Annotated in this window: 6 protein-coding genes; 3 read left to right on the top strand and 3 right to left on the bottom strand. The window is 61.7% G+C overall.

Annotated features, from left to right (window positions below; all coding sequences use genetic code 11):
- Window positions 1-2 precede the first annotated feature (2 nt).
- Entirely contained in the window at window positions 3-4,817 is a 4,815-nt protein-coding gene (locus tag BFP93_RS26045) for a Tc toxin subunit A-related protein (protein ID WP_065895476.1), read from the top strand.
- On the top strand, window positions 4,814-9,370 hold the full coding sequence (locus BFP93_RS26040; protein ID WP_065895475.1) for a SpvB/TcaC N-terminal domain-containing protein: 4,557 nt from the start codon (window positions 4,814-4,816) through the stop codon (window positions 9,368-9,370). Before BFP93_RS26045 ends, BFP93_RS26040 begins: the two co-directional genes overlap by 4 nt.
- Window positions 9,371-9,513: 143 nt before the next feature.
- Here the strand turns inward: BFP93_RS26040 and BFP93_RS26035 are convergent, their stop codons facing one another.
- From BFP93_RS26035 to BFP93_RS26025, 3 genes are all read right to left on the bottom strand, one after another.
- Window positions 9,514-12,495 (bottom strand): RHS repeat-associated core domain-containing protein, encoded by a 2,982-nt coding sequence (locus BFP93_RS26035; RefSeq protein ID WP_065895474.1) that lies wholly within the window; start codon window positions 12,493-12,495, stop codon window positions 9,514-9,516.
- 137 nt (window positions 12,496-12,632) lie between these two features.
- Window positions 12,633-12,926 (bottom strand): BolA family protein, encoded by a 294-nt coding sequence (locus BFP93_RS26030; protein ID WP_065895473.1) that lies wholly within the window; start codon window positions 12,924-12,926, stop codon window positions 12,633-12,635.
- 6 nt (window positions 12,927-12,932) lie between these two features.
- The gene (locus tag BFP93_RS26025; protein ID WP_003175221.1) at window positions 12,933-13,451 is read right to left on the bottom strand and encodes a DUF2059 domain-containing protein; all 519 of its coding nucleotides are present in this window, start codon (window positions 13,449-13,451) and stop codon (window positions 12,933-12,935) included.
- Between the two features lie 181 nt (window positions 13,452-13,632).
- On the opposite strand from BFP93_RS26025, the gene BFP93_RS26020 reads away from it, so the two are divergent.
- Complete coding sequence (locus BFP93_RS26020; RefSeq protein ID WP_065895472.1) at window positions 13,633-15,021, top strand: class II fumarate hydratase; 1,389 nt, start codon at window positions 13,633-13,635, stop codon at window positions 15,019-15,021.
- Window positions 15,022-15,385 lie beyond the last annotated feature (364 nt).

The following is a 15,385-nucleotide window of genomic DNA, read 5'->3' as shown; positions in this document are numbered from 1 at the left end:
TCATGTCGCATTCGCTTGACCACCAGCTTAATGAAAGCCTGCGCGACGCCATGCTCGCGTACTACCTCACCCATAAGGTACCTCGCGCCCTCAAAGCCAGACTCAGCACGGCCGATGACCTTTACGCGTATTGGTTACTCGACGTGCAAGTCAGCCAGGCCGTGCCGACCAGCCCGGTCGCCTGTGCCGTTTCCAGCCTGCAGCAATACATCACCCGTATTCAACTGGGCCTTGAGCCGGGCTATGAACATCAGGGCATGACCGCGCAACAGAGCAAGGTCTGGCGCGAACAATTGCACAGCTACCCGCTCTGGAATGCCAGCCAGCAATTGCGCTACCACCCGGCCAACTATCTGGACCCGACGTTACGGCGTGACAAGACCGACAGTTTTCAACAGTTGGAAAACGATCTCAGCCAATACCGAATTCAAGCCGACGCCGTCGTCACGGCGGTTCAGAGTTACCTGGCCCGGTTCGAGGAAACCGCCAACATACGCACGATCAACGGCTATATCGACGCAGACTTGAGCAACCTGCATCGCGGCACTTATTACTTCATCGGCAAATCGAGCTCCGGGAACACCTATTACTGGCGCTCCCTGGACCTGTCCAGGCGCGCCGGCGCGGTGCTGTTGCAGGACGCCTGGTCGGACTGGAAAAAAATCAACCTGTCGGTCTCCGACGCTACCGCCGAGCAAAGCATCCGACCGGTGTATTTCAATAGCCGACTATTTTTCATCTGGGCCGAGTGCATCAAACCCACCCCAAGCAGTTCGTTCAAGCCGGCGCGATGGGATTCAGAGAAAAAGGAACTCCTGGCCGACTGGATCAATACCCACTACGTCCAATTCCGGCTCAACTTTTCGTATGAAAAACACGATGGCAGTTGGAGCGCACCCCAAGCGTGCATTGAGAAATACTGCGCGACCGAAGACGTCAACGCCTCGACCTCCGAGCTCCTCAAAAGCATTACGCAAACGGTGGCGATCGTTGATGACAACAGCACCCCTGCGCTTTTTTTAAGTGTCCTCGCCACCAGCCGCAAAGATCCCAAACAGCAGGATAATTTCATCGGCAAATTCTTCCAGGCCGTGCATATCGACCAGTCTTTCAACATCACCACCGTCGCCGATGGCGGTAGCCCCGAGCGCTACAGCGTGCTGCCCGACTCAGACGTGGACGAAGAAATAAACCGGCTGCTGGAACCCTTCGATCCGTCCCAGAAGACCAAAGTGCAGGCCATACTCAAGGGCCAGACGCACAGTCCCAACGGGTATTACAGCGAATTGCTGCCTGACAGCGCGCGGCACTTTCTCGCGCTCTTTGCGCACAAGAACCAGGGCAACTTGCAGTTCAAAATAACGCCCACGCCCGACTACACTATTTCCATAGCATCGCAGAAGATTTTCCAGGACAAAGCGCATTGGAACCATGAAAACAACCAGACAAAAATAAAGGACACCGACCGCACTCAGGTTTTTTTTGATTCAAACACCCATGAACTCGTGTTCTCTTCGACACTCAGTGACCGCTTCCAGCAGCCGTACACCGTCACAATAAACAAACTGCAGGGTGCGACCATTACGCTGATCACCCATGATGCGCTGGATGACCCGACAACGACTCAGCTTAAACTGAGCAAGGGGTCAAAAATTACCGGTGTATCGACAGCGTTGAAAACCAACTTTTACGCACTGTATTTTAGAAATTCGATCACGCAGGAAGAGTTCCCCAATGCTGTACATCATGCTGACGGCGCATTGTTTACTCATATAACAACCGCAACAGAGCCAGACACCCTATTGTTGGAAGGTCATTTCATCGAAAAAGACGCCTTCGTCAATTTATACACAAACAAACTCTTCGATTTCACCCTTAACCGTTACGGCGCTTTTTCCGAGCCCGAGAATAAAATCAACAAGCTGCATTCACAGAATGTGTTGCTGACCAAAAAGGCAAAAGTGACCACGCCCCACTTGCGCGCCTTTAAACACGTCATCATGAGTGCGAACTTCAAAGACTACCCCTTTACCGAGACCATTAACGCCAACTCTCATCGCATCATCAACTTCCAGGACACGGCCCACGAAAGCCTCACCGGATCGAGTGCCGAATTACCGGCCGGGCATCGGGTCACGACGCGCATTCCGGTGACACAGGAGCAGATGACCTCCGGCCTCACCCTGATCCATGGCGTGGTCACCCTTGAGCCCGAGAAAGACGGCACGAAAATCCTCGGCTATGCGTTGAATGCGGCGGTCCTGAAACTGACAACATCGGCTTCTGAGCCCATGCTCAACCCTCAACTGGCGCCGACGATCAGAAGGCTTGAGTCGGACAGAATCGGCACCGCTGAATTCATCGACTTCTCCAATAGCGGGGCAAGCCTGCCTGCCGGCCTGCCCGCCACCCTGCGCATGAATACCTGCTTTGCCGCAAAGCTGGTGCAGGCGGCAAATGTCAGCCTTGAACACCTGTTCTCGTTAACGCCAGAGACCTGGCAAGAACCTCCACTCACCCCCGAGGGTAAAGCGCAAGGCATTGACTTCCGGGGAGCCAACGGCAAGTACTTCTGGGAGCTGTTCCTGTACGTGCCCTGGCTGATCGCCCATCGCCTGAATCAGGAGCAGCAGTATGTCGAAGCTCAGGTCTGGATCAGCTACCTGTTCGACCCGGGGCGAGCAGCCGATGCCGCCAACGACCGGCCCGCCTTTTGGGGATTGCGCGAACTCGCCCGTGAAGAACGCCTGCCTGGTCACACCAGCCACGATCCCCATGAACTGGCGACACGCGCCCCCGTGTATTTTCGCAAGGCGATCTACCTGTTTTACCTGGACATCCTGATCAATCGCGGCGATGCGGACTATCGCCAGCTCACCCCGGACAGCCTGACCCAAGCCAAGCTCTGGTACACCCGAGCCCACCATTTCCTTGGCCCACGCCCCAAGGTCACCACCGCTGAACCCTGGGCGCAAATCACCCTTGCCACGTTGGCAACGCAGGGTTCTCAAGCGCTGAAAAGACTTGAGCAAACCCACCCCACCGTGGACATCAACCTGTCGGTCGAAGGCGATGCACCGGCTTCGCTGACGGACACCGACAACCTGTGCCTGCCTTTCAACACCGAGCTGGTGGCGCGCTGGGACAAGCTCGAAAGCCGTCTGCATAACCTGCGGCACAATCTTGACATCACCGGCAGCCCCTTGCGCCTGGCGCTCTACGCGGCCCCGCTGTCGCCGCTGAAGTTATTGGCCAGCCAGGGCAAAGGGGCTTTCAGCGAAAGCGCGGCAGCGCCGTTCATGGATGCGCAGGTCGGCCATTATCGCTTCCAGGTCATGCTGGGCCACGCGCTCACGGCCACCGAAGCGGTGATCCAACTCGGCAATACGCTGCTGAGCCTGATTGAACGCAAGGAACAGGCGGAATATCTGGAGTTACAGCAACAACAAGCGTGGGACCTGGCCAACATCGTCGTGACCCAGCAGACCCAGGCGTTGCAGATCGACGGGAAGAACCGGGAGGCACTCGACGCCAGTCGCCGCATGATCGAGTCGCGGATGCACTACTACGCACACCAGCTCACCGAAGGCATCAGCGCCGGGGAGTCCCACGCCGGCTGGCTCTACCTGCTCAGCAGCGGGTTCGACACCGCTGCTTCGGCCGCCGCCGTAGGGGCCGGCATCGCGATGGTGGCGCCGAATATCTTCGGCACCAGTGTCGGCGGCTCGCGCTGGGAAGGGCCGTTCTATGCCGCCCAAGCCTTGGCCCAGGGCGCTGCCACCGCGCTGCGTGGCGACGCCGCCGACCTGGATCGCTCCGAGCAATTCAACCGCCGGGCGCAGGAGTGGGCCCATGCCCAGGATCAGGCCCGACTCGAACTGGCCCAGGTCGATGCCCAACTACAAGCCTATGCCGAGCAGGAAAAAGCCACGCGCCTGCAATTGCGCCTGGCCGAGACCTCCCTGGCCCAGGCCTGGTCGACCTATCAATTGCTGGCCAAGCGCTTTTCCAAGGCGCAGCTGTATGACTGGCTCAATGCCCAGTTGAGCAAGTTCTACTATCAGCTCTATGACCTTGGCCTCTCCCTGTGCCGCACCGCCCAGGCGTGCTGGCAGTACGAGATAGCCGACCATGAGCGCACGTTTATCCAGCCCGGCGCCTGGAACAACAACTACCGTGGCTATCTGGCGGGCGAAGCGCTGAAGCTGTCGTTGTTGAACATGAACACGGCCTATTTGAACCATAACGTGCGGGACCTGGAGATCGTCAAAACCATTTCACTGCGTCACCGCCTGAACGAGTGCGAGGTCGCCTCGCCCGGCACCTCCCAGTCGCCGCCCTCCGGCCCTGAAGACAAATGGACACGCCTCAAACTGCAACTGGTCAGCAAAGGCAGGCTCTGTTTCAAATTGCCCGCCGCCCTGTTTGAGGAGGATTACCCCCGGCACATCCTGCGCCGGATCAAAGGCATCAGCGTATCGTTGCCCGCGACGCTGGGCCCCTATGAAGACATCAAGGCGATACTGACCCAGACCCGCAACGACATCGAACTGCCCACGGGCGAGCTGCGCACGGACATGCGTGCCCATCAGCAAATCGCCCTTTCCACCGGGCTGGACGACAACGGCCTGTTCACGCTCACGTTCGACAGCAACGAGCGTTACTTGCCGTTCGAATACACCGGGGCCATTTCCGACTGGACCCTGGAGTTTCCCAACCCGGACCGGCAGAAAGCCGTGCTGGAATCCATCAACGATATTGTCATTCACCTGCGCTACACCGCCAGGGCGGCCGCTGCCGGCGGGGGCCAGGCATGAGCGACGCCACTCACAACCTGCAGGTCAATACCCCGGCAATGCCCAAGGGCGGTGCCGCTATCCAGGGCACCGGCAAGGGCTGGGGCGATATCGGTTCCAGTGGTACGGCAAGCCTTGAGATTGCGTTGCCGATTTCGCCCGCGCGCGGCTATACGCCAGCCCTGTCGCTGACCTACCAGAGCGGCGCCGGTAACGGTCCCTTCGGCCTGGGCTGGGGCGTGCACCTGGGCGCCGTCAGCCGACGCACCTCCCATGGCGTGCCGGGGTACACGGTGGACGATGCATTGGTGGGCCCCGACGGGCAAATCTGGCTGCCGGAGCGCGACGCCGAGGGAGCGATCATCAGCAGCCCCCTTACATCCTTCAATGGCTTGCCACTGCCGCGCGAGTATACGGTTACTCGCCACTTCCCCAGGGTCGAAACCCGCTTCGACCGTATCGAACACTGGCAATCGGCAATCGACACGGCGGGCTTCTGGTTGCTGCGCGCTGCCGATGGCAGTCAGCACTTCTACGGAAAAACCCCGCTGGCCCGGATTGCCGATCCGGACCAGGCGCAGCATGTGGCGCAATGGTTGTTGCAGGAAAGCCTGAATGCCCACGGCGAGCACATTTATTATCACTACACCAAAGAAACCGACACCACGCGCTACCCCAGGGACTGCCGCGCCCGGCATTACCTGGACAGTGTCTGCTATGCCAACTTCAGCGCCAGGGAGCAGGAGCAGCTTTACCTCTGGCAGACCGACGATAAACCGGACAGGGGCTGGCACTTTCAATTGCTGTTCGATTACGGCGAACGTGCCCTTGAACTGGATCAACGGCCGACGTATCGCAAAATCCGCGACTGGCCGGCACGGCAAGACCCTTGCTCGGATTTTGCCTACGGCTTCGAGTTACGCACCCTGCGCCGTTGCAGCCAGATCCTGATGTTTCACCACTTCCCCAAAGAAGCGCGAATGGGCGCCGACCCGGTGCTGGTCAAGCGCCTGCTCCTGGAATACCGCACCTCCAGCCATGTCAGCCTGCTGAGCGCGGTCCATGAGCAGGCCTACGACAGCGCGGGCAATTGCGTGAGCCGCCCGCCGCTGGAGTGCTTTTACCAGACGAGCCAGCTCAAGGTCGATCCGAGCCGCTACCAGGCATTCAGTGCATTGCCCAGGCTGCATGACGGCGTGCGTTATCAACTGGTGGACCTGTATGGCGAAGGCCTGCCCGGTGTGTTGTACCACGTAGACAAAAGCTGGTATTACCATGAGCCGCTGAGACCGCAGCAGCCACGCACCGGCGACGAGGTGAGCTACGGCGCGGCGCTGGAGTTGACCCGCGTGCCGGTCGCCGACAGCACCCGGCCCGTGCACCAGGCGCTGGCCGATGTGGATGGCGATGGGCGTCTGGACTGGTTGGTGGCGGGTCCCGGAATGCATGGTTTTTTCAGCCTGGACGAACAGCGCAACTGGTCAGCCTATACGCCGTTCGATGCCTTCCCCTCGGAGTTCTTCCACGCCCAGGGCCTGCTCGCCGACCTGATGGGGGCAGGCCGTCATGACTTTGCGATGATCGGCCCGCGCAGCGTGCGCCTGTATGAAAATCGCCGACCCGCCGGCTTCGCCCCTCCCACCGAAGTGGCGCACAGGCCTGACGATAGCTTGCCGGTCATTTCCACTTCGCCCAACGAAGTGGTGGCGTTCAGCGATGTACTCGCCACGGGTCAACAGCATCTGGTGCGAATCCGCCACAACGAAGTCAAATGCTGGCCGAACCTGGGGCGCGGCCGTTTTGGCCAGGGGTTTGTATTGGCCACATTGCCGTTGCGGTATCAGACGTTCAACGCGGCGCATGTACTGCTCGTCGACCTCAACGGCGGCGGCGCGGCAGACTTGCTGTACCTGAGCGCCACGCACCTGAACATCTTCCTCAACAAAGGCGGCAACGGTTTCGAGACACAGGCGATCAAAGTCCCGTGGCCTAAGGGCGTGCAGTACGACGATCACTGCCAGGTCAGCGTCGTCGATGTGCTCGGCCTGGGCTGTCCGAGCCTGATCCTGACGGCTGTCCATCAGACCCCGGTTCATTGGCGCTACGACTTTTTCAACCACAAGCCCTGGCTGCTCACACGCACCGACAACAACATGGGCGCCCAGGCGTCGATCAAATATCGCAGCAGTGCCCAGGAGTGGCTGGACGAAAAACGCGAGCTGCAGGCCCAGGGTCAGCCCGCGATCAGCCAGTTACCCTTTGCGCTGCTGCTGGCCAGCCAACACACCCAGCGCGATGAAATTACCGGCAACCAGTTGACCCGCCGCATGAGCTACCGCCAGGCGTATTACGACCGTGTGGACCGCGAGTTCCGTGGCTTCGGGCTGTTGCTGCAAACCGACACCGACAACCCCAAGGACGCCCCCCTCACGCCGGGCTCCAGCGCACCCTTGCTCAGCAAGACCTGGTTCCATACCGGACGATCCCTTGACATGCCCTGCCTCGGCCGCAGCACGCACGACCCGCACGCCAAGCCCCTCGGCCGCACGCTGGTCAGCCGCTACAGGGGCGCGGCCCAGGCACGGCCGCTGGATCATCATGACGACGTGGTCGGCGATCCTGCGCCGACGCTGGCACGCGAGGCGGCCCGCGCACTCAGTGGCGTGGTGCTGCGGGTCGAGGTGATGGCGGCGGGCGGGGCGCACGATGCGGTGCCCTATTCCATCAAACACCAGCGCTACCTGGTGCGTGAACTGGCGCCGCCCAGCCCCCATACGCCTTACGCGCGATTGCTGCCATTGGCCCTGGAGTCGATCAGCTACCAATATGAAGGCGTGGCGGACGATCCGGTCTGCCAGCACCAGATCAACCTGCGCTGGGACGCCTATGGTTGCCTGGTGCATGGCGTGACCCTGCATTACGCCCGCCGCACCACCGCCGCCAGTCCGCCGCCCGCCGTGCTGGTGGATGAGCACCAGCAGCGCTGGTGGCGCGATACCCATGACGACGCGCAACAGTCCTATTACCTGAGCGAAACCCTGGCAGAGCCGATTCATCTGGACCACACACAGCAGTGGCGTCTGGCCTTGCCCTACCGCCAACGACATAACGCCCTGGTGCTCGGCAAGGCGCCGGCACCTGGTGGGCTGGACCCAGCGCGTATCGCCTATGAGGTGTTCATCGACACCCGCGACGGGCCGTTGGCGGCAGGAGCCGGGCGCACGCTGAGCGGCTTGTCGCGCCAGCACTACCGGCAGGCCGGTGGTTTCGGCAAAACCCTGGAACCCGGCGTCGCCACGGCCCAGGCATTGCCTGACTACCTGGAAACCGCCGAGCTGGATGACCAGGCCCTGAGCGTCTACAACGACATTCCGAGCATGCCCAACCAACCCAGGGTGGACCTGGTGCAAAAGCTCACCGACAGTGGCTATCACACCATGGCGATGTTTTTCCTGTTCGACGGCGAGGTGGCGCCCGCGCAAAATCGCCTGTGGTCGATACGCCGCCACTTTCCCCGCTATGACAAGCCCAGCCGGTTTTGTCGGTTGAGGGCGCTGCGGGCCACCGAGGCTCACGGCGAAACGACACTCCAGTATGACCCCTACTCACTGCAGACCCTGCTGGTAAAAACACCCGACGGCTGTGTGACCACCGCCGAATACGACTATCAATTGCTGCTGCCGACAAAAATCGTCGACCCCAATGGCACTGTTCAAGAAGCGCGTTATGACGGTTTCGGGCAGTTGCTCGCCAGCAGTTTCCACGGCCATGAACAGAACCTCAGGGTGGGCTTCGCCGACCTGCAAAGCGACCGCCCGCGCCATGATGTCACGCCCGGGTCGGCCATCGAACAGGCGCACAGCGTGTTGCAAGACATGGCCAGCGCGCACTGCTACGCCCCGTTCAGTTGGATGGGCAGTATCGACCTGGCCCTGGTCAAGCCCGAGTGGATCAGCAAGGCCTACCTGCTCCCCGGCGGGCATATCCGCATGGGCGCACGGGCGCGCTTGAGTGCTGCTCGTCACACCCTCGGCGACAGCGAAAAACAACTCAAGGCGTTGATCGACAAGGCCAGCCGCACGCCGGTCCATGGGCTCATGTTGCAAGCCGACCGTTACCCCGGCGATGCCGAACGCCAGATTCGCATGACCCTGACCTGCTGGGATGGCTTCGGTCGTTCGTTGCAGACCCGGCAAAAGACCGAACCGGGCCCGGCCCACGCGGTCGACGCCAAGGGCGATCTGTGGGTCGACGACGTGCCGGATGCCGCCGGCACCGTGAAGAAACAGCTGCGCCACGTGCAGGCCGCCCCCCGCTGGCGCGTCAGCGAACGTGTCGAATACAACAACAAGGGCTTGGTCATACGGGTCTACCGCGCCTACTTCACCAACAGCCACGCCTATGTCAATGACCATGCCATGCGCGAACTGGGCCACAGCGACCGGCAATGGTACGACCCCCTGGGACGCCCGACCCGGACACTGACGGCAGGAGGGTTCATGCGGCGTACCACCTATTGGGCCTGGTACACCGTCAATGAGGACGAAAACGACACCTATGAAGAGCTGAACTGACTGATCGCTGATCGTTCCTACGCTCTGCGTGGGAACGCAGCCTGTGACGCTCTGCGTCACGACTTCAAGAGCGGACGCAGAGCGTCCAGGGCGGCATTCCCACGCGGAGCGTGGGAACGATCGTCTGCCTGATGGCGCGCCCGTCAGGATCGCGGGGCGGCGCGCCAGTTCGACGCCAGGTGTGTGTACCCGCGCCGGGCAAACGCCACGACGAAGCCGCGCCATTCGGTCAATGATGCAATCACGCCGCGCGCCACCATCACAATCGTTCGCGTGGTGCGGCTTTGCGCGGCCTGGGGCAGGCCCGTCAGCGCCACGGCCAATGCCTCGACCCCGGTTGCGGCCCAATACGTCCATACCTGATTGAACATTCTGCTCAGCCCGCCGTGCATCAACCCAACAGGGTCCGGTGTCTGCACGGTCAGCCCATGGTGATCGTGGACCGTCGTGGGATGACCACTGCGCGTAAGCGTTCCCATCGCTGCATCGTAGGCTTCAATCGCGGGTGACACATTGGGTTGCATCAGCGCAGGCACTTCCCCGCCGTAGACGGCGTTGGCGATCGTTGCAACGGCGTATGCCGCCGTCGCGCCGGCGGTACGGCCGACCCTGGCCCGCAGCGGTGTGCTGCCCCAGGAGGCGCCGGTACCATGCCCACGCATGATCTGCTGCACCAGTTCCCTGGAGAGCGAGCGGATATGCCCGCTCAATCGCTGCACCGCCACGGGGTCCCAGCGTTCCCCGGCTTGAGCGCTCGGCGTGTCAGCGTGATAGGCGTAACCAACACCCGCCACAGCTGCCGAAATAACCCCGATCTGTGGTGCAAGACGTGTCCAGTTACCGACGACACCGGTGCTCATATGCATCGTGGTCAGGGCATCCAGCGACGCGACGGTATAGCGCACAATCTGATTGCGCTGCGGCGTGGGCTCAAGGTTGCCGAATACCGCCAGATCAACGCCCGTCGCGATGACATTGGCGATATAGGTGGATAAACCATCGCGAATCGCGGCCGACGACGCTGCCTGTATCCTCGGGCGGATAATCCGCCCCATCGTCGCGAGCCTGCGGCTGAAGGAGAGCCTGCGTATTTGTTTATCCTGGGGCGCGTCCAACGCCGATGCGCCGACCAGCCCTTGCGCGTCGACGTGGGTGACCGGGTTACCGCCGACCATCGCGTACAGATTCAAGCCATCGGCATCGCCGATCGGGTCAGGGCTGATCCAACGGCCTAACCACGCTGCGTAATACCTGAAGCCGTAGTAGGACAGCCCGCTGGCATCGCGTTCCTTACCCGAATAACGGATGAAGCTGTAGCTCGCCTCGCTGGCATTTCTCGCCGCCCGCCACGCGGTCCCGCCGTAGGGGTAATAACTTTCCTGACTGAGCAATTGCGCCTGCTCGCCCAGTTCCAGGCAATTGCTGCCCAAGTGGTCCGACAAGCCATAACGGATCTGCGTGGCCTGACCCACTCCCGAAGGGTGGCGATCCCACAGCAGAACGCGGACGGTGGTCGTACCGGCATCGAGGTTGAGAACATTCAGTTGCTCACCCGTTGCGCTGTCATGGCGGATTTCCAGTCCCGGCAGGTAGCGCACCTCGGCGGTATGCATCACGCCACGGGCCTGGGAGACCCGACGCTTGAGAATGCGCTGGCCCGCGGCATCGTAGGCGTAGTGCTCTTGATCGTCATTACCCCCCTCGCGCCGCACCTGCGTCAGGCGCACCAGTTGATTGCGCACATCCCAGTCCATCTTCTGCTCGCCTGCCAACACTTGCAGGTTGCCATTACGGTCAAAGCCTTGCCCCAACCCCGGTGCGGTCTTGCCATCGGCCTGCGGCAGAAAATGATTGCTGCCCGCGGCCACGCTCATCTGCCGCGTGAAGCCTGTGCCGCTGCTGGGCACGTGCTGCAACTCGAGCAGATTGCCGGCAGCGTCATAGCGCAACCGCTGGGTGTAGCGACGCCATACGCTGTCGTCAGTCGAGCCAAACGCCACCGTTGCCGGTAACGCCGGGCCGCCCGTGTTGCCGGCGGTTTCGCGGCCGGTGGCCGTGATCAGTTGCGATAACGTGTCGTACGCGTAGAGGCTGGCCGAACTGATGCGCGTGTTGCTGGACCATTGCGTCGGCTGGGCAAGGTCGTCGATGCCCACGACGTTGCCCACGTTGTCATACTCATAGTGCAGGTCTTGCAGCACTGCGCCTGCGTGCAAACGGGCCGTCATTTGCCGCAGGCGACCATCGAACTCACGGTATTGCATGGCGCGCACCACGCCATTGCCGGCGCGTTCGCTGAGCACTTGACCCGCCGCATTGTAACGGCGCTGGCCCAGTACCTGGGTACGCACACCGGCCCTGGGCGTTACAAAGATACTCGCCGGTTGGCCGTCAAGGCCGTAGGTGTAGTCGAAGCGATTGCCCTTGGCGTCCGTGTGATGCAGGCGCTCACCCAGCGCATTGAACCCAATGGTGGTCTGGAACCTGTCGGCCTCCAGGCGCGCCTCGCGCTGTGCATCGGGCTGCGGCCAATCCAACGCAGCGCCCGCCTGTCGAAAACGTCGGGCCTGCTGCGTGACCTCCGCGTGCAGCCCATAGGCCTCGTGGAACAGCGAACCGCCGCCGTCATCGTGGCGAACCACCCGGCCACAGCGGTTGCGTGAGGCCTCTTCACTGGACGATGAAGCATAGGCAAGACGCTCGACGCACAGCGCTTGCCCGTCACTGGCCGCCTGCTCGAAGACGGCAACCGGTCGCAGATATCGATCGTAGTGATGAGCCTGGTGAGCGCCCCGTCCATCCCATTCGTCCAGTACCTGCCCGGCCTGCCCTATAAGCGTCAGCCGCCGGCCGGCATCCACGCTGTCGGTGCGCAACGCGTGCCCGCCAAGGCTGTAAACCGTGCGTTGATTGGGCGCAGTGCCAGGTTTTGAGCGCGACAACTGCAACAGGCGGGGGTCCCATTGTTCAATCATCAGGCCCGTACTGCCAAAGACCTGACGATGAATGCGCACCTGCGCTTGATCCTCCGCGCTGGCGCGGTGGTAATCAATGTTGCGCACGATCAACCCGCGCGGGTCGATGGCCGCCAGGGACGGTGTGTGTCGATGGATGGAATAAGACATGACCTCAAGACCTTATTGCTGAATAAGTAGTCCTGAAAGCCTAGGGATGCGGGGGGAAGCAAGGTGGTGCTGGAGGATGTTTTGTGTGTCCGGGTACTGGCATCGCCCCGACCCGCTCGCGCGGGTCGAGGCTGCGCTCAATGCCCGCCGGCGCAGGTCGGCGAAGCCGGTGCCGCGTCGACCTTCGCCCATTCCTCAGGCGTGTAGGTATGCAGCGCCAGCGCATGAAACTCGCTCATCAGGTCACCCAGGGTGGCATAGACCTTCTGGTGGCGCTTGACGCGATTAAGCCCCTCGAACTGCTGGCTGACCAGCACGGCCTTGAAGTGGGTCTGCAACCCACGGCTGTGCATGTGGCTCTCGTCCAGCACACTCAAGTGATCCGGGGCCAGGGCGGCAAGCGCCGTTTCGATACGCTGTTGCATAGTCATTGCTGCTTACTTCTTCTTGGCCGGTGCGGCGGCTTTTGGCGCCAGCTCGTTGGTCATGTCTTCCAACAGCTTGTTCACCACCGGTACTGCGCTTTCCAGCTTGGCCTGGGTCATCTGGGCCGATTGCTGGGTCAGCTGCGGCATTTTTTCCAGGACTTTCTTGCCCAGAGGCGACTGGTAGAACGCCACCAGGTCCTTGAGCTCCGATTCGCTGAAGTTGGTGGTGTAGAGCTTGACCATGTCCGGTTTCAGCTTCGGCCAGCCGATGGCCTGGTCCAGAGCAGCGTTGGCCTTGGCCTGGTAGCTGTCGAGTACGGACTGTTTGGCGGCAGGCGCCTTGGTCTGCTCGAAACGCTGGGCGAACATTTGTTGCACTTGCATGTACACCGGGGTACCCAGCTTGTCAGCGTGGGCCAGGGTAAGGAAGGCTTCGGCACTGGCGTTGTGGCTGGCGGTATCGGCAAAAACCTGGCCGCTGGCGCAAACCAGAGCAACCGCGGTACAGATGGCACGAAGACGAGTCATCGAGTTTCCTTTTCTAGCTGGCGAGGTAAGACCCCAAGGGCGCCCATTCTGCGCCTAAAAAACCTCGCGGCTCAACCCCGGGCCGCGTCGGGTGTGGTTTGATCGATGAAACGTCTTTTAGGGAACCCCCTTGGCCAATCACAGCCTAAACTGCGCAAACGAACCTGAAGGAGTGTGCCCGATGAGCCGTATCGAAACCGACAGCCTGGGAGAAGTCCACGTCCCGGATGACGCTTACTGGGGCGCCCAGACCCAACGTTCGCTGGTGAATTTTGCCATCGGCGAACAGCGCATGCCGCTGGCGGTGCTGCATGCCCTGGCGTTGATCAAGAAGGCTGCCGCCCGGGTCAACGACCGCAACGGCGACCTGCCGGCCGATATTGCCCGTCTGATCGAACAGGCCGCCGACGAAATTCTCGACGGCCAGCACGACGACCAGTTCCCCCTGGTGGTCTGGCAGACCGGCAGCGGCACCCAGAGCAACATGAACGCCAACGAAGTGATTGCCGGCCGCGCCAATGAACTGGCCGGCGGCAACCGCGGCGGCAAGAGCCCGGTGCACCCCAACGACCACGTCAACCGTTCCCAGAGTTCCAACGACTGCTTCCCCACCGCCATGAGCATTGCCACCGTCAAGGCCGTGCACGAGCAGCTGTTGCCGGCCATCACCGTGCTGTCCGGCGGCCTGGCGGAGCTGGCGGCGCGGCACATGAAGCTGGTCAAGACCGGCCGCACCCACATGATGGACGCCACGCCGATCACCTTCGGCCAGGAGCTCTCGGCGTTCATCGCCCAACTCGACTACGCCGAACGCGCCATCCGCAGCGCCCTGCCCGCCGTGTGCGAGCTGGCCCAGGGCGGCACCGCCGTGGGCACCGGGCTCAACTCCCCCCATGGCTTTGGCGAAGCGATTGCCGCCGAACTGGCCGCGCTGTCGGGACTGCCGTTCGTCACCGCGCCGAACAAATTCGCCGCCCTCTCCGGCCATGAGCCGTTGGTGACCTTGCACGGCGCACTGAAAACCCTCGCCGTGGCCCTGATGAAGCTCGCCAACGACCTGCGCCTGCTCGGCTCCGGCCCGCGCGCGGGGTTGGCAGAAGTCAAATTGCCAGCCAACGAGCCGGGCAGTTCGATCATGCCCGGCAAGGTCAACCCGACCCAGTGCGAAGCCCTGTCGATGCTGGCCTGCCAGGTACTCGGCAATGACGTGACCATCGGCATCGCCGCAAGCCAAGGGCATTTGCAGTTGAACGTGTACAAGCCGGTGATCATCCACAACCTGCTGGAATCGATCCGCCTGCTGGCTGATGGCTGCAATAACTTCCAGGAACACTGCATCGCCGGCCTGGAGCCTGACGCCGAACAGATGGCCGAACACCTGGAACGTGGGCTGATGCTGGTGACCGCCCTCAACCCGCATATCGGCTATGACAAATCCGCACAGATCGCCAAGAAAGCCTATGCCGAAGGGCTGACCCTGCGGGAAGCGGCGCTGGAACTGGGCTACCTCACCGACGCAGAGTTCGACCAGTGGGTACGCCCGGAAAACATGCTGGAGGCCGGGCACTGAGAACCCAAGGTTGGCAGAGAGGCTTGCCCTAATACCCATTGTAGGAGCGAGCTTGCTCGCGAAAAACTCACAGGCACCGCGTTTATTCAGGAAGCACGCGTTATCGTTGACGTTTTTCGCGAGCAAGAGCTAGGCGCCCCCCTCGCTCCTACAGAGGGCGGTGTACGCTTAACTGACTGGCATAGGTACCCACACCACTCCACGATGCGAAGCGAGCCGCTCTTGATCTTGATCTGCTTTTGATCCTAGGCGCCCCGTTAAACCACGCTGGCCGGAGAGAGGGCACACCGAGCCTAGGCGAGGTGCCGAGTGGTGGGGCAAGAGCCCTTTGGTTACTTTGGGGCTTTTCCAAAGTGACCCGCCG

It is taken from the genome of Pseudomonas sp. 44 R 15 (assembly GCF_900004965.1).
GTDB classification, from domain to species: domain Bacteria; phylum Pseudomonadota; class Gammaproteobacteria; order Pseudomonadales; family Pseudomonadaceae; genus Aquipseudomonas; species Aquipseudomonas orientalis_A.
This window is presented reverse-complemented; position numbering and strand designations above follow the sequence as displayed.